Source organism: Pseudomonas sp. S37 (genome assembly GCF_016658545.1).
Taxonomy (GTDB): domain Bacteria; phylum Pseudomonadota; class Gammaproteobacteria; order Pseudomonadales; family Pseudomonadaceae; genus Aquipseudomonas.
The window spans coordinates 1-18,597 of the sequence record NZ_JACVZC010000063.1 but is presented as its reverse complement, the minus strand read 5'-3'; the positions used below and the strand labels follow the sequence as shown (position 1 = coordinate 18,597).

Annotated in this window: 18 protein-coding genes; 11 read left to right on the top strand and 7 right to left on the bottom strand. The window is 61.9% G+C overall.

The window, feature by feature from the left end; translation table 11 throughout:
* Nucleotides 1–74 precede the first annotated feature (74 nt).
* The 5 genes from IAE39_RS18410 (at nt 75) to IAE39_RS18390 (ending at nt 5,611) form a co-directional block, all read left to right on the top strand.
* A complete protein-coding gene (locus IAE39_RS18410; protein ID WP_201205162.1) occupies nt 75–1,196 on the top strand; it encodes a muconate cycloisomerase family protein in 1,122 nt (373 codons plus the stop codon).
* A 142-nt stretch (nt 1,197–1,338) separates the two neighbouring features.
* A complete protein-coding gene (gene catC, locus IAE39_RS18405; RefSeq protein WP_201205160.1) occupies nt 1,339–1,629 on the top strand; it encodes a muconolactone Delta-isomerase in 291 nt (96 codons plus the stop codon).
* A gap of 43 nt (nt 1,630–1,672) precedes the next feature.
* The gene (gene catA, locus IAE39_RS18400; RefSeq protein ID WP_201205158.1) at nt 1,673–2,608 is read left to right on the top strand and encodes a catechol 1,2-dioxygenase; all 936 of its coding nucleotides are present in this window, start codon (nt 1,673–1,675) and stop codon (nt 2,606–2,608) included.
* Nucleotides 2,609–2,856: 248 nt separating this feature from the next.
* Complete coding sequence (locus IAE39_RS18395; protein WP_201205156.1) at nt 2,857–3,351, top strand: GNAT family N-acetyltransferase; 495 nt, start codon at nt 2,857–2,859, stop codon at nt 3,349–3,351.
* Between the two features lie 163 nt (nt 3,352–3,514).
* Nucleotides 3,515–5,611 carry a putative bifunctional diguanylate cyclase/phosphodiesterase gene (locus IAE39_RS18390; RefSeq protein WP_201205154.1) on the top strand — a complete coding sequence of 699 codons (2,097 nt, stop codon included), beginning with the start codon at nt 3,515–3,517 and terminating at the stop codon, nt 5,609–5,611.
* 22 nt (nt 5,612–5,633) lie between these two features.
* On the opposite strand, the gene IAE39_RS18385 is transcribed toward IAE39_RS18390, so the two are convergent.
* The 3 genes from IAE39_RS18385 to IAE39_RS18375 are packed head-to-tail and all read right to left on the bottom strand — an operon-like array spanning nt 5,634 to nt 8,071.
* Nucleotides 5,634–6,218 carry a LysE family translocator gene (locus tag IAE39_RS18385; RefSeq protein ID WP_201205152.1) on the bottom strand — a complete coding sequence of 195 codons (585 nt, stop codon included), beginning with the start codon at nt 6,216–6,218 and terminating at the stop codon, nt 5,634–5,636.
* A 50-nt stretch (nt 6,219–6,268) separates the two neighbouring features.
* Complete coding sequence (locus IAE39_RS18380) at nt 6,269–7,099, bottom strand: AraC family transcriptional regulator (RefSeq protein ID WP_201205151.1); 831 nt, start codon at nt 7,097–7,099, stop codon at nt 6,269–6,271.
* Nucleotides 7,100–7,147: 48 nt separating this feature from the next.
* Nucleotides 7,148–8,071 (bottom strand): LysR family transcriptional regulator, encoded by a 924-nt coding sequence (locus tag IAE39_RS18375; protein WP_201205149.1) that lies wholly within the window; start codon nt 8,069–8,071, stop codon nt 7,148–7,150.
* Between the two features lie 103 nt (nt 8,072–8,174).
* Between IAE39_RS18375 and nfsB the strand changes: the two genes are divergently transcribed.
* Nucleotides 8,175–8,828, top strand: coding sequence for an oxygen-insensitive NAD(P)H nitroreductase (gene nfsB / locus IAE39_RS18370; protein ID WP_201205147.1), 654 nt, complete (start codon nt 8,175–8,177; stop codon nt 8,826–8,828).
* Nucleotides 8,829–9,030: 202 nt separating this feature from the next.
* Nucleotides 9,031–9,405 carry a DUF1801 domain-containing protein gene (locus IAE39_RS18365; protein WP_201205145.1) on the top strand — a complete coding sequence of 125 codons (375 nt, stop codon included), beginning with the start codon at nt 9,031–9,033 and terminating at the stop codon, nt 9,403–9,405.
* Between the two features lie 76 nt (nt 9,406–9,481).
* On the opposite strand, the gene IAE39_RS18360 is transcribed toward IAE39_RS18365, so the two are convergent.
* Nucleotides 9,482–10,648: a cysteine desulfurase family protein gene (locus IAE39_RS18360; RefSeq protein WP_201205143.1), complete on the bottom strand. Its 1,167-nt coding sequence runs from the start codon at nt 10,646–10,648 to the stop codon at nt 9,482–9,484.
* Between the two features lie 195 nt (nt 10,649–10,843).
* Nucleotides 10,844–11,770, bottom strand: a complete 927-nt coding sequence (locus tag IAE39_RS18355; RefSeq protein ID WP_201205141.1) for a LysR family transcriptional regulator — start codon at nt 11,768–11,770, stop codon at nt 10,844–10,846.
* A gap of 140 nt (nt 11,771–11,910) precedes the next feature.
* Here IAE39_RS18355 and IAE39_RS18350 point away from each other — a divergent pair, with 140 nt between their 5' ends.
* Nucleotides 11,911–13,140, top strand: a complete 1,230-nt coding sequence (locus IAE39_RS18350) for an acyl-CoA dehydrogenase (RefSeq protein ID WP_201205139.1) — start codon at nt 11,911–11,913, stop codon at nt 13,138–13,140.
* Nucleotides 13,141–13,385: 245 nt separating this feature from the next.
* Here the strand turns inward: IAE39_RS18350 and IAE39_RS18345 are convergent, their stop codons facing one another.
* Nucleotides 13,386–14,738 carry an SPFH domain-containing protein gene (locus IAE39_RS18345; RefSeq protein ID WP_201205136.1) on the bottom strand — a complete coding sequence of 451 codons (1,353 nt, stop codon included), beginning with the start codon at nt 14,736–14,738 and terminating at the stop codon, nt 13,386–13,388.
* 240 nt (nt 14,739–14,978) lie between these two features.
* On the opposite strand from IAE39_RS18345, the gene IAE39_RS18340 reads away from it, so the two are divergent.
* The 3 genes from IAE39_RS18340 (at nt 14,979) to IAE39_RS18330 (ending at nt 17,235) form a co-directional block, all read left to right on the top strand.
* Entirely contained in the window at nt 14,979–16,376 is a 1,398-nt protein-coding gene (locus IAE39_RS18340) for a PAAR domain-containing protein (protein ID WP_201205134.1), read from the top strand.
* Entirely contained in the window at nt 16,373–16,768 is a 396-nt protein-coding gene (locus IAE39_RS18335; protein WP_201205131.1) for a hypothetical protein, read from the top strand. The genes IAE39_RS18340 and IAE39_RS18335 overlap by 4 nt, the downstream gene beginning before the upstream one ends.
* Before the next feature lie 74 nt (nt 16,769–16,842).
* Nucleotides 16,843–17,235 (top strand): hypothetical protein, encoded by a 393-nt coding sequence (locus IAE39_RS18330; protein WP_201205129.1) that lies wholly within the window; start codon nt 16,843–16,845, stop codon nt 17,233–17,235.
* A 6-nt stretch (nt 17,236–17,241) separates the two neighbouring features.
* Here IAE39_RS18330 and IAE39_RS18325 read toward each other — a convergent pair whose 3' ends face one another.
* Nucleotides 17,242–18,306, bottom strand: a complete 1,065-nt coding sequence (locus tag IAE39_RS18325) for a TerC family protein (protein WP_201205127.1) — start codon at nt 18,304–18,306, stop codon at nt 17,242–17,244.
* Nucleotides 18,307–18,597: the final 291 nt, after the last annotated feature.

The following is an 18,597-nucleotide window of genomic DNA, read 5'->3' as shown; positions in this document are numbered from 1 at the left end:
AATCCTTGAACAATCAAGTAAATGCACCATTCGGGCCTGCCACTGGCAGCCCGACCTGACGGGACCTGGCAACAATGACAAGCGCGCTGATTGAACGTATCGAGGCAATTATCGTCGACCTGCCGACCATTCGCCCGCACAAGCTGGCGATGCACACCATGCAGCAGCAGACCCTGGTGGTATTGCGCCTACGCTGCAGCGATGGCGTGGAAGGTATTGGCGAAGCGACCACCATTGGCGGCCTGGCCTACGGCTACGAAAGCCCCGAGGGCATCAAGGCCAACATCGATGCGCACCTGGCCCCGGCGCTGATCGGCCTGCCGGCAGACAACATCAACGCGGCCATGCTCAAGCTGGACAAGCTGGCCAAGGGCAATACCTTTGCCAAGTCGGGTATCGAAAGCGCCTTGCTCGACGCCCAGGGCAAGCGCCTGGGCCTGCCGGTCAGCGAACTGTTGGGCGGGCGTGTGCGTGACAGCCTGGAAGTGGCCTGGACCCTGGCCAGCGGCGACACCGCCCGCGACATCGCCGAAGCCCGGCACATGCTGGAAATTCGCCGGCACCGGGTGTTCAAGCTAAAGATCGGCGCCAACCCGGTGGAGCAGGACCTCAAGCACGTGGTGGCGATCAAGCGCGAACTGGGCGACAGCGCCAGCGTGCGCGTCGACGTCAACCAGTACTGGGACGAGTCCCAGGCCTTGCGCGCCTGCCAGGTACTCGGCGACAACGGCATCGACCTGATCGAACAACCGATTTCGCGCATCAACCGCGGTGGCCAAGTGCGCCTGAACCAGCGCAGCCCGGCGCCGATCATGGCCGATGAGTCGATCGAGAGTGTTGAAGATGCCTTCAGCCTGGCCGCCGACGGCGCCGCCAGCATCTTCGCCCTGAAAATTGCCAAGAACGGTGGCCCGCGTGCGGTATTGCGCACCGCGCAAATCGCCGAGGCCGCCGGTATCGCCCTGTACGGCGGCACCATGCTCGAAGGCTCGATCGGCACCCTGGCTTCGGCCCATGCCTTTCTTACCTTGCGCCAGCTGACCTGGGGTACCGAGTTGTTCGGGCCACTGCTGCTGACCGAGGAAATCGTCAACGAGCCGCCGCAGTACCACGACTTCCAGCTGCACATTCCGCGTACCCCAGGCCTGGGCCTGACCCTGGATGAACAGCGCCTGGCGCGCTTTGCCCGGCACTAAAAACACACATACACAAAACCCCTGTGGGAGCGGCTTTAGCCGCGAAGCAGGCGACGCGGTGGATGGCACCGGCTATGCCGGTGTTCGCGGCTGAAGCCGCTCCCACAGCGTTCGAACCTGAGCAGAACAAGGAGATATCAGCATGCTGTTCCACGTGAAGATGACCGTGAAACTGCCGGTCGACATGGACCCGGCCAAGGCCGCCCAGCTCAAGGCCGATGAAAAGGAACTGGCCCAGCGCCTGCAACGCGAAGGCACCTGGCGCCACCTGTGGCGCATTGCCGGGCACTACGCCAACTACAGCGTGCTCGATGTGCCCAGCGTCGAGGCGCTGCACGACACCCTGATGCAGTTGCCGCTGTTCCCGTACATGGACATCGAGGTGAACGGCCTGTGCCGCCACCCCTCGTCGATCCACAGCGACGACCGTTGATTCACAGCTGTCTGCCTGACAAGAACAATATGAGGTGAGCACAATGACCGTGAAAATTTCCCACACTGCCGACATTCAAGCCTTCTTCGACCAGGTCGCTGGCCTGGACCACAGTGAAGGCAACCCGCGCTTCAAGCAGATCATCCGGCGCATGCTGCAAGACACTGCACGCCTGGTCGAAGACCTGGAAATCACCGAGGATGAGTTCTGGCACGCCGTTGATTACCTCAACCGCCTGGGCGGCCGTAACGAGGCAGGCCTGCTGGCTGCCGGGCTGGGTATCGAGCACTTCATCGACCTGCTGCAGGACGCCAAGGATGCCGAGGCTGGCTTGAGCGGCGGCACCCCGCGTACCATCGAAGGCCCGCTGTACGTCGCCGGTGCACCGCTGGCGCAAGGCGAAGCGCGTATGGACGACGGTACCGACCCGGGCGTGGTGATGTTCCTCCAGGGCCAGGTGTTCGACGCTGAGGGCAAGCCGTTGGCGGGTGCCACCGTCGACCTGTGGCACGCCAACACCCAGGGCACCTATTCGTACTTTGATTCGAGCCAGTCCGATTACAACCTGCGCCGCCGTATCATTACCGATGCCGATGGCCGCTACCGCGCGCGCTCGATCTTGCCGTCGGGCTATGGTTGCGACCCGCAGGGCCCGACCCAGGAATGCCTCGACCAGCTTGGCCGCCACGGCCAGCGCCCGGCGCACGTGCACTTCTTCATCTCGGCGCCGGGGCACCGGCACCTGACCACGCAAATCAACTTTGCCGGTGACCAGTATCTGTGGGACGACTTTGCCTACGCCACCCGTGACGGGTTGATCGGCGACCTGCGTTTTGTCGACGATGCCGCGGCGGCGCGTGATCGCGGCGTGCAGGGCGAGCGCTTTGCCGAGCTGGCGTTCGACTTCCATCTGCAGGCGGCCAGGGCGCCCGAGGCCGAGGCGCGTAGCCAGCGGCCGCGTGCCTTGCAAGACGGCTGAACAGGGCTTTCAGAGCTTTAGAGACCATTGTGGGAGCGGGTTTACCCGCGAAGAATGCGACGCGGTGTATGGCACCGGCATTGCCGGTGTTCGCGGGTCAACCCGCTCCCACAGGGGCCGTGCTGTTCAACGCGTGACTTGTAATCCTGGTTTTACTTTGCCTGGGCCTTTCCGTGCGGGGAGGGCCCGGGCTTTTTACTGCCGCAGGCGGGTGATCTAGAATCCGCTTTTTACCCGAGCCCCGCACCATGCTGCCCATCGCGTTGCTGCCCACCACCGCCGACCAGGCCCCGCTGATCCGTAACCTGTACCAGTTCTATTCCTACGAATCTTCCGATTGGGAGCAGGAGGACGTCGAGGTGGACGGCCGCTTCTACATCCACGACGAGCACTTGCAGCGTTACTGGCAGGACGAAGGCTGGAGCGCCCACCTGGTGCTGGCCGACGGCTTTATCGCCGGCTTCGTGCTGGTAGAGCGCAGCGAACTGCCGGGCATCAATGCGCTGGAACTGGCCGACCTGTTCATCCTGAAAAAGTACCGCCGCCAAGGCATCGGTCAGGCGGTAGCCTTGCAGTTGCTGGCCGGTGAAGGCGACTGGTTGCTGCGCTGCTACGCACAGGACCCGCCCGCCGTGGCGTTCTGCAAGGCAGTGCTGGCGAACCTGTCACGCCCGGCACAGGCCATCGCCCTGGACGACCACCCCGAGCTGCTCAATTTCCTGGTAACCGGCGCCCGTCACTGAGGGGTTGCCCGCTTTCGTTCGTCTTGAAAAAGGAATAGCGAGATTTTTGTGACCCACTTCACAAAATCGTCATGAGCGGCATAATGCCATCAACGCTAACCAAGACCCGGCCACCGCTTGCCGGGGTCCCTTTTCATGCCGTTCGAAGGCTCAGGTAAAGTTCATGTCGCTAGTCGCAAGCCCCGACATCATGTACCGGCTGTTGATCCAGAGCGTGGCGGACTATGCCATCTACCTGCTCACCCCCGACGGTATCGTCGCCAACTGGAACCCCGGCGCGCAGCGCGCCAAGGGCTACCTGGCCGATGAAATCGTTGGCCAGCATTACTCGTTGTTCTACAGCGATGCCGAACGTGCGGCCGGGCTGCCCGGGCTTAACCTGGAGCAGGCGCGCAATACCGGGCGCTTCGAGGAAGTCGGTTCACGCCTGCGCAAGGACGGCTCGGCTTTCCATGCCCATGTGGTGATCGATGCGGTGTACGACGATGCCGGGCAACTGGTGGGTTTTGCCAAGGTCACCCGTGACATTTCCGAACGCCACCAGCAGGAACAGGAGCTGCTGCAGGCCAAGGAGCTGGCCGAGCAGTACAGCCAGGAAATGGCCAAGTTGTCGCAGTTTCTTGACTCGGTGATTGCCAACATTCCCGCCAGCGTTATCGTCCAGGACCTGGAAAGCCAGCGCATACTGTTGGCCAACCAGCAGGCCGAACGCCTGTTCGGTGGGCCGCAACGCAGCATGATCGGCCAGTTGCCCGGCGCCTGCCTGGCACCGGCTGCGGCCGAGTTTCTGGAACAGCAACTGGCGCGCGGTGCCCGCAGCACCAAGGGCCATGCCGCCGAAACCCGCGTCGATACCGCCCGTGGCCCGCGCACCCTGCGCAGCCGTACCTTGCTCAGCCAGAACCGCGAGGGCCAGGCCGACTACGTGCTATTCGTTGCCGAGGACGCTACTGAAGAGCTGGCCGCCCACGCGCAGATTCACCACATGGCGCACCACGATGCGCTCACCGGGCTGCCCAACCGCACGCTGTTCAATGAACGCCTGCGCCAGGCCTTGGTGCGCGGCAGCGAGCACGACAAGCTGACTGCCGCCCTGTGCCTGGACCTGGACAACTTCAAGAACATCAATGACTCGCTTGGCCATGCCTTTGGCGACAAGCTGCTGCGTGCCTTGGGCAAGCGCCTGCGCCGTGAGCTGCGCGAGCACGACACCCTGGCCCGCCTGGGCGGTGACGAGTTTGCCGTGGTGCTGACCGGCCTGGAAGGCCGTGACGCGGCCTGCAACACTGCGCAGCGGCTGATCAATGCCATTTACCCGCCGTTCCAGATCGAAGGGCACCAGTTCAGCGTAGGGGTGAGCATCGGCATCGCCATCGCCCCGGATGACAACGATCAGGCCGAACAATTGCTGGGCTATGCCGACATGGCGCTGTACGAGGCCAAGCGCAATGGCCGCAACCGCTACGAGTGCTTCGACGTCGAACTGGACGTTGCCGCCCGCCAGCGCCGCCTGGTGGAAACCGACTTGCGCACCGCGCTGCACCTGGGCCAGTTGCAGCTGCATTACCAGCCGGTCGTCGACCAGCAGACCAGCAGTGTCACCGGGTATGAGGCGCTGCTGCGCTGGGAGCACCCGACCCGCGGCATGGTCATGCCCATGGACTTTATCCCTATCGCCGAAGAAACCGGGCTGATACACGAACTCGGTACCCGCGCGCTGAACCTGGCCTGCCAGGAGGCGGCCAGCTGGGACAGTGAGCAGACCGTGTCGGTCAACCTGTCGGCGGTGCAGTTCAAGAATGGCAACCTGGTGCACATCGTCGCCCTGGCGCTGGCCGACTCGGGCCTGGCGCCGCAGCGGCTGGAGCTGGAAATTACCGAGTCGGTGCTGTTGGGCAACAGCGAGGAAAACGTGCGGACCTTGCGCGCGTTGAAGGACCTGGGCGTGTCGATTTCGCTGGACGATTTTGGTACCGGGTATTCCTCGCTGGGCTACCTGCGGTCGTTCCCGTTCGACCGGATCAAGATCGACAAGTCGTTCGTGCATGACATGTGCGACAGCCGTGAGGCAATGTCGATCATCCGCGCCATTACCGACCTGTCCAACAGCCTGATGATCAAGACCACGGCCGAAGGCGTGGAGTCGGAAGAGCAGATGCGCCGGCTGGCGGCGGAGGGGTGCTCACACTTCCAGGGCTATCTGTATGGGCGGCCGGCACCGGCGAGCGAGCGCTTGAAGCAGGTGGTAACGCTGCGCTAGGCCGGCAGCAACTGTGGAGGGCTCAAGCCAGAACGGCAGCCCAGGCAGAAACCAGCAAAACCGCTGCCAGCACCTGGTTGAATAATCGCAACCGCTGCGGTGCCTGCAACCACCGCGCGCTACCCACCCCCAACACCGCCCACGCCGCCATGCACGGCAAGGCAATCAACAAGAACACCAGCGCCAGCTGCCACACCGGCAGCGACGGCGCAGCAAACACCCCGATCACCGCCACGGCCATCATCCACACCTTGGGGTTCACCACCTGCAGCGAGGCGGCGCTGAAGGCGCTAAAACCTTGCGCCGTGTCCGTCTGCAGCGGGGCAGCGGCACTGCGCAGCATCTTCCACGCCAGCCAGCTCAGCCACAGTACCCCGGCCCAGCTCATCAGCTGTTGCGCCAGCGGGTGACGCAGCAGCAGTTCACCCAGCCCCAGCCCGACCAGCAGCACGATCGCTGCCGCAGCGCCACAGGCTGCCATGATCGGCGCCAGGCTCGCACGCAGGCCCAGCCGGGCGCCGTGGGCAAGGATCAACAGGTTGGTCGGCCCCGGGCTGATGCTGGACACCAGGGCGAACAGGATAAAGGGCAACAACGACTGCGACATGGTCAAACGCTCCGGAAAATCGAAGCGCCATGCTCGCGGCTTGCAGGCGCTCAGTCTGGAAGGTTTGAGCAGCGCCTGCGGTAGTCGGCCGGGGTCAGCTGATAGGCGCGGCGGAACCAGCGGCCCAAGTGGCTCTGGTCGGCAAAGCCCAGCGCCACGGCCACTTCGGCAGGCGTCTGGCCTTGGGCAAGCAGGCGCCGCGCCCGGGCCAGGCGCAGCTGGATCAGGTAGGCATGCGGGGCAATGCCGAATGCAGCCTTGAATGCACGGGTGAGGCGGAAGCGGTCGATGCCGCAGGCCTGGGCCAGGTCTTCCAGGCCGATGTCGCGCTCCAGGTTGGCGTGCAGGAAGTCCCGCGCACGCTGCGCGGTCAGCGGCAGGCGCGGGTCGGGGTTGATGCGACGGCGCCAGTGCAGGTGGCGGGTCAGGCAGGCGAGCAGGTCGTCCGTGGCGGTTTGCCGGACGATGCGCAAGTCCTGGTCATGCACGGCGCGGAAGGCGAGGGCGGTGGCCCGGGCCAGGCGTTCGTCGTGGCACAGGGTATCGGCAAAGCTGGGCAGGCTGTTACCCGGTGCCTGCTCGAACAGCGCCCGCAGTTGCTGGTCGAGCCAGGCCGGCTCCAGGTACAGCGTCGAATAGGTAAAGCCTTCTTCGGTCGGCGCCAGGCCATCGTGGATGTCGCCGGGCTCGAGCAGAAACACCTGGCCCGGCGTGCTGCGGTGGCGCACCCGGCGGCAGTTGAACTGCTGCACACCTTGTTCGGTCACGCCGACCAGGAAGCTGTCGTGCCAGTGCGGGTCGTAGGCATGCCCGACGAAATGCGCACGGACCGACTCAATGCCAGTGTCGGCATCTTGTTTGAAGTCGATCCAGTTGCTCATGGACGTGTGCCTTGGGGGGAAATGGCTACCTTAGCGCACTGGCCCCGTTCAGTCTGGAACGATTGTGCAGCCGTTGGTCAGTGCCCGGTCACGCAACTGTTCGAAGCGCTCGCGCAGCCACAGGTGCAATTGCGTCACCGCCGGTGTGAGCTGTTTGCGATGCGGGCACACCAGGGTGACCGGGGTTGGCTCACCGAGCATTTCGGGCAGGACGATTTCCAGTTCACCGGCGGCAATGTTGGCGCTCACATCCAGCCACGATTTGTAGACGATACCTTCGCCCTGAATGGCCAGGCGGCGGATGACGTCGGCGTCGTCGCTGACCAGCGGCCCGCTTACCTGCACGGTGCGGTTGCCCAGCTGCCACTTGTCGTATACCCGGTTGTGCTGCATGTAAAGCAGGCAGGCGTGCTGCTGCAGGGCATCGGGCGTGAGCGGGTGACCGTGGCGGGCCAGGTAGTCGGGCGAGGCGACCAGTACCCGGCGGTTCCAGGCGGCCAGCGGCAGGGCGATGTAGTTGGCATCCTGGTTGAGGCCGTAGCGGATGGCTACATCCACCGGGTCGCGGTTGAGGTCGGCAATCTGGTCAGAGAGAAAGAAGCGCAACTGCAACGCCGGGTGTTCGCGGCGGAAGGCGCTGAGCCACGGCAGCAGCATGTTGCGGCCCATGTCGGACGGCGCCGATACCTGCAAGGTGCCGCGCAGGGTATGGGGGTTGCCGTGCAAGTCTTCATGGCCCTGGCGCAGGCTCTCCAGCACATTCAGCGCGGTGGGCAGGTAGCGCTCGCCCTCGGCGGTCAGGCGCAGGCTGCGGGTGGTGCGGGCAAACAGGCGCACATCCAGGTCACGCTCCAGGCGCTTGATGGCGGCAGCCACCTGGCCTGGCAACAGGCCCGCTTCATGGGCAGCGGCAGTGAAACTGCCCAGCACGCTGCTGCGGGCGAACAGTTCGAGGTCGGCGATGCGCAGCATTTTCACTCCAGAGACGAAAGTGTTGCTGCATTGTGCCGGTTTTTCTTTTCTACCGGAAAGATAAGATGCGCGGCAAATCCACTGTTCATTCCGGAGTTTTTACATGGATACCGTCTCGCTGGCCAAGCGCCGTTACACCACCAAAGCCTACGATGCCTCGCGCCGTATTCCCCAGGCCACTGTCGAAGCCCTGCTCGAACAATTGCGCCACAGCCCGTCGTCAGTCAATTCCCAGCCCTGGCACTTCATCGTTGCCGACAGCGCAGAAGGCAAGGCCCGCCTCGCCAAGAGCACCACGGAGCGTTATGCCTACAACACGCCGAAGCTGCTCGATGCCTCGCACGTGATCGTGTTTTGCACCCGCACCGAAATGACGGAGGCGCACCTCAATGGTGTGCTCGACCAGGAGGCTGCCGACGGGCGTTTCCGTGACGAGCAAGCGCGTGCGGCGCAGAACCAGAGCCGCCGTCACTATGTGGACCTGCACCGCTTCGACCAGAAGGACGCCCAGCACTGGATGGAGAAACAGACCTACCTGGCCTTGGGCACGGCCTTGCTCGGTGCCGCGGCACATGGGCTGGATGCCACGCCGATCGAGGGCTTTGACAGCAAGCTGCTGGATGCCGAACTGGGGTTGCGTGAGCGCGGGTTTACCAGTGTGGTGATTCTCAGCCTGGGGTATCGCAGTGAGAGCGACTTCAATGCTGGCTTGAGCAAGTCGCGGTTACCGGCGGCGCAGGTGTTCACTTTCCTGTGAGAATGCCGGGGCCGCTTTGCGGCCCATCCGACCGGCCCGGCGCCCCGGCAAGGCCGCGCTCATGGAACTGTACATGACTTACTGATTGAGCAGGGGGCCTGTGGGAGCGGCATGTCGAACCGATCGGAAAAAGCGTAAAAGCGCCGCCAGCAATGCCGAAACTGTCCAATACTGAGGCACTCATCCCATCGAGGCCACAGTAATGCCAGATCCCACTCCCTCTGCTCAGATCGACACCCGCATTGCCGCCCACCCCGACTGGCGTGGTACTGCCCTCGCTCATGTACGCAAGCTGATCCACCAGGCCGACCCGCAAGTCGTCGAAGAGGTCAAATGGCGCGGCGTTCCCGTCTGGTCCCACGCTGGCATTCTTTGCACCGGCGAAATCTACAAAGACAAGCTCAAACTGACGTTCGCCAAGGGCGCGCGGCTGGGTGACCCGGCCAATCTGTTCAATGCCAGCCTGGAAGGCAACACCCGAAGAGCCATCGACCTGTTCGAAGGTGACACGCTTGATGAGCAGGCCTTCAAGTCCCTGATCCAGAACGCTGTGGCGGTAAATCTGAGTAAACCCTGACGGTTCTCTCAGGCACAGCGCGCGACGATCAAGGTCGAGGACTTCACTCCGGACAGCCGCTTGTTCTGACGCGTCACTACCACAATGCTGCGGATGCCGTTGCCAGTACCCGGCCAAACACTTCAAGCGCCTTGTTCACATCGGCCTCGGTGCTGAAACGGCCGATGCTCAAGCGCACGCTGTTGCGTGCCTGGTGCTCATTCAGCCCCAGTGCCAACAGGACATGCGAGGCCGCATTGCTTGCCGAGTTGCAGGCCGAAGTGGTCGACAGCGCCAGCTCGCTGGCCAGCGCCGCGCTGTTGAAACCCTTGCTGTCGATACACAGGTTCAGGGTATGGGGTATGCGTTGGCTGGCGCAGCCGTTGAGGGTGACGCCAGGCAAGGCCAGCAGGCCTTCGCGCAGGCGCCTGGCCAGTTGTGCAAGGCGCTGGTGCTCGCTGTCGCCGGGTTGGCCGGCCAGGGCGAAAGCGCTGCCCATGCCGGCGATCTGGTGGGTCGCCAGGGTGCCGGAACGCAGACCCTGTTCATGGCCACCGCCGTGCATCTGTGCACGCATCAATGGGCGGGCGCGCGGCCCCACATAGAGCGCACCGATACCTTTTGGCCCATACGCCTTGTGCGCCGAAAACGACATCAGGTCCACGGCCATCGCGTTCAGGTCGATGGCCAGTTTGCCCACGGCCTGCGCCGCATCCACGTGCAGCAGGGCGCCATGGGCGCGTACGCGTTCGCCTATCGCGGCAAAATCGGTGATCGTGCCCAACTCGTTGTTGACGGCCATCAGCGACACCAGGCGGGTGTCGGCGCGCAAAGCCGCCTGCACGGCAGCGGGCTGGATCAGGCCGGCAGCGTCGGGGGCCAGGCGAGTGACGGCCCAGCCTTGGCGCTCCAGTTCGGCCACGGTGTCGAGCACTGCCTTGTGTTCCAGTTGGCTGGTGATCAGGTGCCCGGGCTGCATTACGCCCTGGAGCACGCCCTGGGCAATGCCCTTGAGTGCCAGGTTGTTCGACTCGGTTGCGCCAGAAGTCCAGACCACGGCTTCGGCTTGCGCGCCGACGCGGTCGGCCACCTGCTGGCGCGCCTGCTCCACGGCATTGCGGGCGGCCTGGCCGAAGGCGTGGCCACTGGACGCCGGGTTGCCGAAGTTGGCTTGGCTGCCAAGGCAGGCGAGCATGGTTTCGATGACCCGGTCGTCGACCGGGGTAGTGGCGGCGTAATCGAAGTAGAGCGGGGCGCTTGGCATTGGGGCGGGTCCATGTCTGTCGCCGTGAAATCGGCGATCGTTGGCGTAAGCGTACCCGCGGCCTGAGAGATATATTTCGCTTACGACCGCTCTAAACGGGGTCTTCTCAAAAAATAATTCTATTCAATGGCTGATTTGTAGGATTTTTTTTCTCGCAAGGATGAGGGGCAAGTAAATAGCCCCTCATCAATAGCTTCAAGCCGGCTCCACAGCGCGCTCTTCCTCAGCCACTACCCGCTCGCACAGCTCGGTAATCTGCTCGCGCATCCAGCGGTTGGCCGGGTCCTGGTCGGTGCTTTCATGCCAGTACAGGTGCGTTTCCAACGCAGGGATTTCCACCGGCAGTGGGTGATAACGCAGCTGATGGCGGCGGGCGAAGCGCTCGGGGACGGTCATCGCCATGTCGGTCTGCTGCAACACCTGCGAGGCCATCAGGTAGTGCTGGGAACGCAAAGCGACCTTGCGTTGCACACCCATTTTGCCCAGGGCCAGATCGACATAGCCCAGGCCGTTGCGGCGGCTGGAAATGTGGATGTGGGTCATGCCCAGGTAGCTGTCGAGCGTCAGTTTGCTGTCGGCCAGCGGGTGGCCCTGGCGCAAGGCGCAGACGTAGCGGTCCTGCATCAACTTGACGTGACGCACCTGCGGGTCGGTGTTCAGCGGTGCGTCGATGGCGAAGTCCAGGCGGCCGGCGGCGAGTTCCTTGGTAGTCTCGCGGCGCTTGCACAGGAAGCTTTCGATCAGCACCGCCGGTGCCAGGCGGCGCAGGCGCTGGAACAGTGGCGGGAGGATGACCGCCTCGGTCAGGTCGGTCATGCTGATGCGGAAGGTCTTGTTGGCCTGTTGCGGGTTGAAGATGCGGCTTTCCTGCACCGAAGTGCGCAGCAGCGCCAGGGCGTTGCGCACCGGGCCGATGATGTTCTGCGCCATGGGCGTGGGCACCATGCCTTGCGCGGTGCGTACGAACAGCGGGTCGTTGAAGGTTTCGCGCAACCGCGACAGGGCGTTGGACACGGCTGGCTGGGTGATGCCGACAATCTGCCCGGCGCGGGTCAGGTTGGCTTCGGTGTAGATCGCATCGAACACGATGAACAGGTTGAGGTCGACCTTGCTGAGGTTCATGGGCGCCGCTCTTTGTTGGAATTATGGCTCGATCATATATCGGTTATGAATGTTTATACACGCGGAAAATAGACTAGGTGGATCGGGCCATGCTGCTCTAGGCTCTGGCCCATGTACTCCGAACCGTGAAGGTAGCCCCGATGGATTTCGCCTATTCGCCCAAGGTCCAGGCACTGCGCGAGCGCGTCACAGCGTTCATGGACGCCTATGTCTACCCCGCCGAGGCGGTGTTCGAGCGCCAGGTTGCCGAGGGCGACCGCTGGCAGCCCACTGCCATCATGGAAGAACTCAAGGCCAAGGCCCGTGCTGAAGGGCTGTGGAACCTGTTCCTGCCCGAGTCGGAATATGGCGCCGGCCTGAGCAACCTGGAATATGCCCCGCTGGCGGAAATCATGGGCCGCTCGCTGCTCGGCCCGGAGCCGTTCAACTGCTCGGCGCCGGATACCGGCAATATGGAAGTGCTGGTGCGCTACGGCAGCGAGGCGCAGAAACGCCAGTGGCTGGAGCCGCTGTTGCGCGGCGAGATTCGCTCGGCGTTCGCCATGACCGAACCGGACGTGGCCTCGTCGGACGCCACCAACATGGCCGCTACTGCCGTGCGTGACGGCAACGAGTGGGTGATCAATGGCCGCAAGTGGTGGACCTCCGGCGCCTGCGACCCGCGTTGCAAAGTGATGATCTTCATGGGCCTGTCCGACCCTGAAGGGCCGCGCCATCAGCAGCACTCGATGGTGCTGGTGCCGACCGATACGCCCGGGGTGAAGATCGTCCGCCCGCTGCCAGTGTTCGGTTATGACGATGCGCCGCATGGCCATGCCGAAGTGCTGTTCGAGAACGTGCGGGTGCCCTATGAGAACGTGATTCTCGGCGAGGGCCGTGGCTTCGAGATCGCCCAGGGGCGATTGGGGCCTGGGCGTATCCACCATTGCATGCGTTCGATCGGTATGGCCGAGCGTGCGCTGGAATTGATGTGCAAGCGCTCGGTAGAGCGCACGGCGTTCGGCCGGCCGCTGGCGCGGCTGGGCGGCAACGTCGACAAGATCGCCGACTCGCGCATGGAAATCGACATGGCCCGGCTGCTGACGCTGAAAGCGGCCTACATGATGGACACCGTCGGTAACAAGGTGGCGCGCAGCGAGATTGCCCAGATCAAGGTGGTGGCGCCGAACGTGGCGCTGAAGGTGATCGACCGGGCGATCCAGCTGCATGGCGGGGCAGGGGTGAGCGGCGACTTCCCGCTGGCCTACATGTATGCCATGCAGCGCACCCTGCGCCTGGCCGACGGGCCGGATGAAGTGCACCGGGCGGCGATTGGCAAGTATGAGATCGGCAAGTATGTGCCGGCGGAGATGTTGCGTAGCGGGCGGTAATTTCGTCAGCCTGTACCGGCCTCTTCGCGGGTAAACCCGCTCCCACAGGTATTGCACAGGCCTATCAGGCTGCACTGACCCTGTGGGAGTAGGTGCCGGCAGAGATGTTGCGTAGCGGGCGGTAATTTCGTCAGCCTGTACCGGCCTCTTCGCGGGTAAGCCCGCTCCCACAGGTATTGCGCAGGCCTATCAGGCTGCACTGACCCTGTGGGAGCGGGTTTACCCGCGAAGAGGCCCTTCCAGGTTCACTGCGTCTTCAGGTCCACCACCAGATCCTTTGCAGCCTTCGTCGCCAAGACACTCATGAGCCTGCTCATTTCATCCTGCCGTCCAATACCACCTTCAACACCCCCCATCATCACACTCGGCACCGGTGCCCGTGCAGCGGCCTCTGCCCAGGCCCGGTTGATCTTCACCAGGGCATCAAGCTTGGTCTGCAGGGCACCATCGGCCTTGAGCGAGGCCTCGCGGGCGTGGGCTTCGGCATCGGCGGTAATCTTTGTCGCTTCTGCATTCACACGTGCCTTGTCGCGCAGTAGCTCGGCCGTTTGCTTGTCGATCTCAGCGCGCCGTTTTTCCCGCTCGGCATTGATCAGCGTGAGCTGTTTCTCTGTTTCGGCCTCGGTAGTACGTTCGATTTGCTGGCGTAGGCTCTCCTGGCGTTTGGCCTCGACATCCTTGGCACCCCGGGCAGAAACCAGCTCTTTCTCCTCTTCTTCCTTCAGCCGGTTCTGCCGCGCCACGGCCAGCTCCGCCAATGCCTGCTGCACGCGCACCATGCGTTGCTGGTACTGCGGATTGGGGTCGATATGGGTGACGCGGGCGTCGACAACTTCTACGCCAAACAGGCGGAATTGCTGCTGCTTGCGCAGCTCCTGGCCGTTTTTATCGAGTTTCTTTTCAATGACGAAACGCGTTGCGCTGTTGTCGCCAAAACTGCCCTGTTCGGTGCCGGCCTGCAGAATGGCAGTCTGGGCCGGATAGTTGTCGCGCTGCACGCGGATTTCCTTGCGGCTGGTCAGGTACAGGCCGTTGCGCAGCTGGTTTTCAAACTCGGCACCAAAGTGGCTGCGGTTGCCCGCGTAATAGTCGTCGGCACTCATCAGCGAGGCTGTTGCCTGTAGCGTCTCTTTTACCGCCGGCAGCAATGCACGCTGCAGGAAGTTATCGGGTGTGCGGTACTCCTGGGCAATTTTCAGAAAGGCCTCGCCTGAAGGCAGACGAAACTGGGTGCTGAACTCAGCCTTGGCGTCGACGTTGCCGAGAAACACGATGGGCAGGCTTTCCAGCGTGACCGAAGGGTGCCCGCCGCGGGTGTCCTCCGGGTTGTCCATACGCAACGAGGACTGCACGCCGATGGTCCGGCGCCAGGCTGTACTGCGGCCGAACCACTGGGTTGCGTAGCCCACATCCTCGACCACTTTTTCCTCGCCAAAGATCGTGCGTACATGGGTCATCTGGCCGGCTTCGTTGTAGAAGAACACGTTGTTGAAAATGGCCGCCAGGACACCGATAGTGACAATCGGGATTGCAATGGCAGCAACTAACTTGCGGTTGATACGTAGCTTGGGGAATTCGGGAATTGACAGCTTTTGCATGGTGCACTCCTTGTGCGGAAAGCATGCATGCTGACGAAGCGCGCTGAGGGATTACAATCAGGCAAGTGGAGTTCCGAGTGTGGGAAAATTCGCTGGAGGCGGTAAGAAAAATAACTCGATGCTCCCTGGCGTGTAAGTTTGGTAATTTTGTAGGAAATATCTGAATTTCGACTCAAGCCACTTGGGTGCCCCGTGCTGATGTTAGGTTTCTAACTTCAATCATGCACAGGGAGTTTGCATATGCGCGCCACGCTAGGGGGAAGAGGTCAGGCAGTTGATGGCGATGTCACCACAACGGGAGCTGTTTGCATTGCGACGGGCGCAAGCTATCTCGACGAGGGCCGCATGGTGCTGCGCGAAGGTGACCCCACCACGTCATGCCCGCTTTGTGGGCAGGAAGGCATCGTCGCTGAAGGGGTGGATTTCTTCATTTCCGATGGCCGGCGGGTCGCCACGGATGGTGCGCTGGTGCTCTGCGGCTGTTCGCCGGGCAGTAATCGGGTGGTCGCCCCGTTGATTGAAGCATTTCCGCCCATTCGCTCCGCTGCAGGGCGTGCGGATACTCATTTTGCCGAACCATCAACCGCCGTTTACCCCGAACGTTTCTCCCAACCTGCTGCAGTTGCGGTGCCCGGTACCCTGGAGCCAGGTTTCTATGTGATTCCGCGGCGTATGTCGTTCGCACAGGTACTGCTGGAACTGGCCGGGCACGATGCCACGTTGCCAATCTCCCGGCTGCAACGGCTCAACCCGACGTTTGACCAAGGCTTTAAGGCAGGGGAAATCTTCGTAATCGGTGACCCTGACAATGGCGATGCCTGCACCCGCGAGGAAGGCCAGCTGATGGCCGCAGCGCAGCACGCACGCCGTGCGCTGACGGTGCTCGATTTCGCCGAAGCGGACTTCATGATGCAGCACCAGGCGGAAATCGCCGGTTTGCTCGGTAACGCCAGCCAGTCCATGGGCGTGGGCACCGACATGCTGAAACAAGGGCTGAATCAGGTCAGTAGTACGTTAACCAGCATTGAGCAACTGCATCAGCGTGAGTTCATGCGCCATGGCCATTTGAACAGCCCGGGCTTCTTTGCCGAACGGCGAAAACTGCTGAAGCAGCTGGATGGACAGTTGAAAGTGGCATTGCTTAACAAACAGCTGAACCTGGGGACCTACGAGCGGCTGAAGAAGAGCTTGAACATTTCGACCAAGAGCCTTGTGCACCACTGGTCGAAGGCCGGCGGGCCGGGGCAGATTCCGGGGTATGCGACGCATCTGGACAAGGTGGCGCGGCTTAGCAAGTTCGTTGAGTATGGAGGGTATGCTGCGATTGGGTTGGGTGGGACTTCTTCGTATTTAAAAGTTCAAGAGGTTTGCAGAGCAGGTAACGCTGAAGCTTGTGCAAAGGTCCAATTTATTGAAACCGGTGCTTTCAGCATGGGAGTGGGAGGAGCAACGGTCGGGGCAGCATTGGCCGGCGCTGCAGCCGGTACGTTATGTGCGGCTTTTACCATAGGAACCGGGGGGCTAGCGGCTCCATTGTGTGGGATTGTAGTCGCTGGAGCGGGCGGGCTTGCAGGAGGCAAATTGGGAGAATTGGCTGGCGGGTTTGCGGGGGAGTTTATCTATGAGGCTTCAAAATGAGCTTTGAAACCTGGCCGGTCGCCATGAAGATTATGTTCCTAGTCACACCCTTCCTTATATCCATCGCCGGCGTATCAATAAACCTCTACATTACCCTGACTCGAGATTTTCACGTTGCCTGTTCATCGATCACTAGCAATCCCTACATAGAAGCGGTAAAGGTGGCGTGGGGAACATCAAGCCTAAAGTGGCGCTGGATGCTGATCTGTAATATAGGGGGTCTCGTCACATTCCCAGGGCTGGCTTTGCGTTACGGCAAGCTGGATATCAATGAATTAAAAGCATTTCCGCCAAAGCTCAAACGAAGACTTGGAGTTTCGGTGTGGTTGTCGATCATCGGGTTCGTTTGGCTTTCGGTTGCAGTCGCAGTAGTCGAACTTTCCAATGCTTAGTGAATATCTAAGTTTGAACCAGGAGCTGCGTTTTTTTGGCTGTATGCCATTCAGTGGGCATTATGAGGCAACCAGTGATTGATGTTGCTGACTGGCAACCACTCGCAAAAGTGGCGCTTCTATTAAGTCCTTTTGCTATCGCCATACCAGGACTGCTCCTTAGTGCTGTCTCTACGTTGACCAAAGATTATGACGTCGCCTGCTCGGCCATCACCAGCAACCCCTATTTTGAAAGCATCAAGCGTTATTGGGGTTCTGGTTCATTCAAGTGGCGCTGGATGACGCTGTGTACGGCAAGTGGGTTAGTGGCATTTCCGTGGCTAGCGCTGCGAATGGGTCAACTGGATGCTGGCGAGCTAGATGCGTTTCCGAAGAAGCTTAAACGCAGGTTGAAAATTTCAGCCTGGCTAAACATGACTGGATGCATCTGGATGGTGCTTGTATGGGCGTTATTTAAATTCAAGTAGGGGAAATCAGACCCGCATCTGCGGGTCATCCTCTTTCTGGTCGAGTGTACGACCTGCATTTGCAGGTTGCTCGAGCGACTGATCCACGACTACCACCTTCTCCCCCCGCGTCTTGACCAACGAAACCACCACCCCACCCAGCAACAACCCGAACGTCACCCCCAGCGACAGCAACGCCGGCACCTTGCCCACCATGCCGTGATAGAAAATCTTGCAGCCAATAAAAATCAACACCAGCGCCAGCGCGTACTTGAGGTACACAAACCGGTGCATCAACGCTGACAGGGCAAAGTACAGCGAGCGCAGCCCGAGGATGGCAAAGATGTTCGAGGTGTAGACAATGAACGGGTCCTGGGTAATGGCGAAGATCGCTGGCACGCTGTCGACGGCGAACACCAGGTCGGCCAGTTCGATCAGCACCAGTGCCAGGAACAACGGCGTGGCATAACGCAGCGCTTTGCTGTGCCCTGGCGGGGTCTGGCGGATGAAGAAGTGCGAGCCGTGGATCTGGTCGGTCACCCGCATGTGCCGGCGCACGAACTTGATGATCGGGTTGTTGGCCAGGTCCGGGTGGCTGTCTTCTTTCGACAGCGCCATTTTCACCCCGGTGAACAGCAGGAAGGCGCCGAAGAGGTACAACACCCAGGCAAAGTTTTGCACCAGCGCGGCGCCGACGCCGATCATGATCGCCCGCAGGAACACCACCCCAAGGATGCCCCAGAACAACACGCGGTGCTGGTAGCGGCGGGGGATGGCGAAGTAGCTGAAGATCATCGCCATGACGAACACGTTGTCCATCGACAGCGACTGCTCGACCAAAAAGCCGGTGTAGAACTCCAGCGCCGACTGCGCACCCAACTGGTACCAGACCCCGGCGCCGAACAGTACGCCGACGCTGAAATAGCCCGAATACAGCAGCAGGCTCTCGCGCATTTCGATTTCCCGGTCGTGGCGGTGCAGCACGCCGAGGTCGAGCACCAGCAAACCGATGACGATGGTCATGAACACCAGCCACAACCAGGCGCTGGTACCGAGGAACGGGGTGGTGAGGAATGCCTGCAGAGCTGTCATGAGCCCCTCCTTGAATGTCGACGTTGCATGGCAACAGTGATCCGACATGGCGGCGTGGCAGCCGTCAGAGGGGCCCGGTATCACATGGGCTTCAGCCTAGACCCGTTTGCCGGTGATGCCGAATGGGGAGCTGTTACATTTCTTTGCCAGGGCCGGCCCGACTGATTTGGCAATGCGGTCACCTGTAGGAGCGGCCTTGTGTCGCGATGGGCTGCGCAGCAGCCCCAAAGTCGCGGTTCCAGCACAGATAGTCGGGGCTGCTGCGCAGCCCATAGCGACGCAAAGCCGCGC

Coding starts and splice junctions, on each gene's coding strand:
- IAE39_RS18360 (WP_201205143.1), bottom strand. CDS start 10,648: ATGCCAAGCGCCCCGCTCTACTTCGATTACGCCGCCACTACCCCGGTC.
- nfsB (WP_201205147.1), top strand. CDS start 8,175: ATGGATACCGTCTCGCTGGCCAAGCGCCGTTACACCACCAAAGCCTAC.
- IAE39_RS18395 (WP_201205156.1), top strand. CDS start 2,857: ATGCTGCCCATCGCGTTGCTGCCCACCACCGCCGACCAGGCCCCGCTG.
- IAE39_RS18410 (WP_201205162.1), top strand. CDS start 75: ATGACAAGCGCGCTGATTGAACGTATCGAGGCAATTATCGTCGACCTG.
- IAE39_RS18345 (WP_201205136.1), bottom strand. CDS start 14,738: ATGCAAAAGCTGTCAATTCCCGAATTCCCCAAGCTACGTATCAACCGC.
- IAE39_RS18335 (WP_201205131.1), top strand. CDS start 16,373: ATGAGCTTTGAAACCTGGCCGGTCGCCATGAAGATTATGTTCCTAGTC.
- IAE39_RS18380 (WP_201205151.1), bottom strand. CDS start 7,099: ATGAGCAACTGGATCGACTTCAAACAAGATGCCGACACTGGCATTGAG.
- IAE39_RS18375 (WP_201205149.1), bottom strand. CDS start 8,071: ATGCTGCGCATCGCCGACCTCGAACTGTTCGCCCGCAGCAGCGTGCTG.
- IAE39_RS18325 (WP_201205127.1), bottom strand. CDS start 18,306: ATGACAGCTCTGCAGGCATTCCTCACCACCCCGTTCCTCGGTACCAGC.
- IAE39_RS18350 (WP_201205139.1), top strand. CDS start 11,911: ATGGATTTCGCCTATTCGCCCAAGGTCCAGGCACTGCGCGAGCGCGTC.
- catA (WP_201205158.1), top strand. CDS start 1,673: ATGACCGTGAAAATTTCCCACACTGCCGACATTCAAGCCTTCTTCGAC.
- IAE39_RS18355 (WP_201205141.1), bottom strand. CDS start 11,770: ATGAACCTCAGCAAGGTCGACCTCAACCTGTTCATCGTGTTCGATGCG.
- IAE39_RS18340 (WP_201205134.1), top strand. CDS start 14,979: ATGCGCGCCACGCTAGGGGGAAGAGGTCAGGCAGTTGATGGCGATGTC.
- IAE39_RS18385 (WP_201205152.1), bottom strand. CDS start 6,218: ATGTCGCAGTCGTTGTTGCCCTTTATCCTGTTCGCCCTGGTGTCCAGC.
- catC (WP_201205160.1), top strand. CDS start 1,339: ATGCTGTTCCACGTGAAGATGACCGTGAAACTGCCGGTCGACATGGAC.
- IAE39_RS18365 (WP_201205145.1), top strand. CDS start 9,031: ATGCCAGATCCCACTCCCTCTGCTCAGATCGACACCCGCATTGCCGCC.
- IAE39_RS18390 (WP_201205154.1), top strand. CDS start 3,515: ATGTCGCTAGTCGCAAGCCCCGACATCATGTACCGGCTGTTGATCCAG.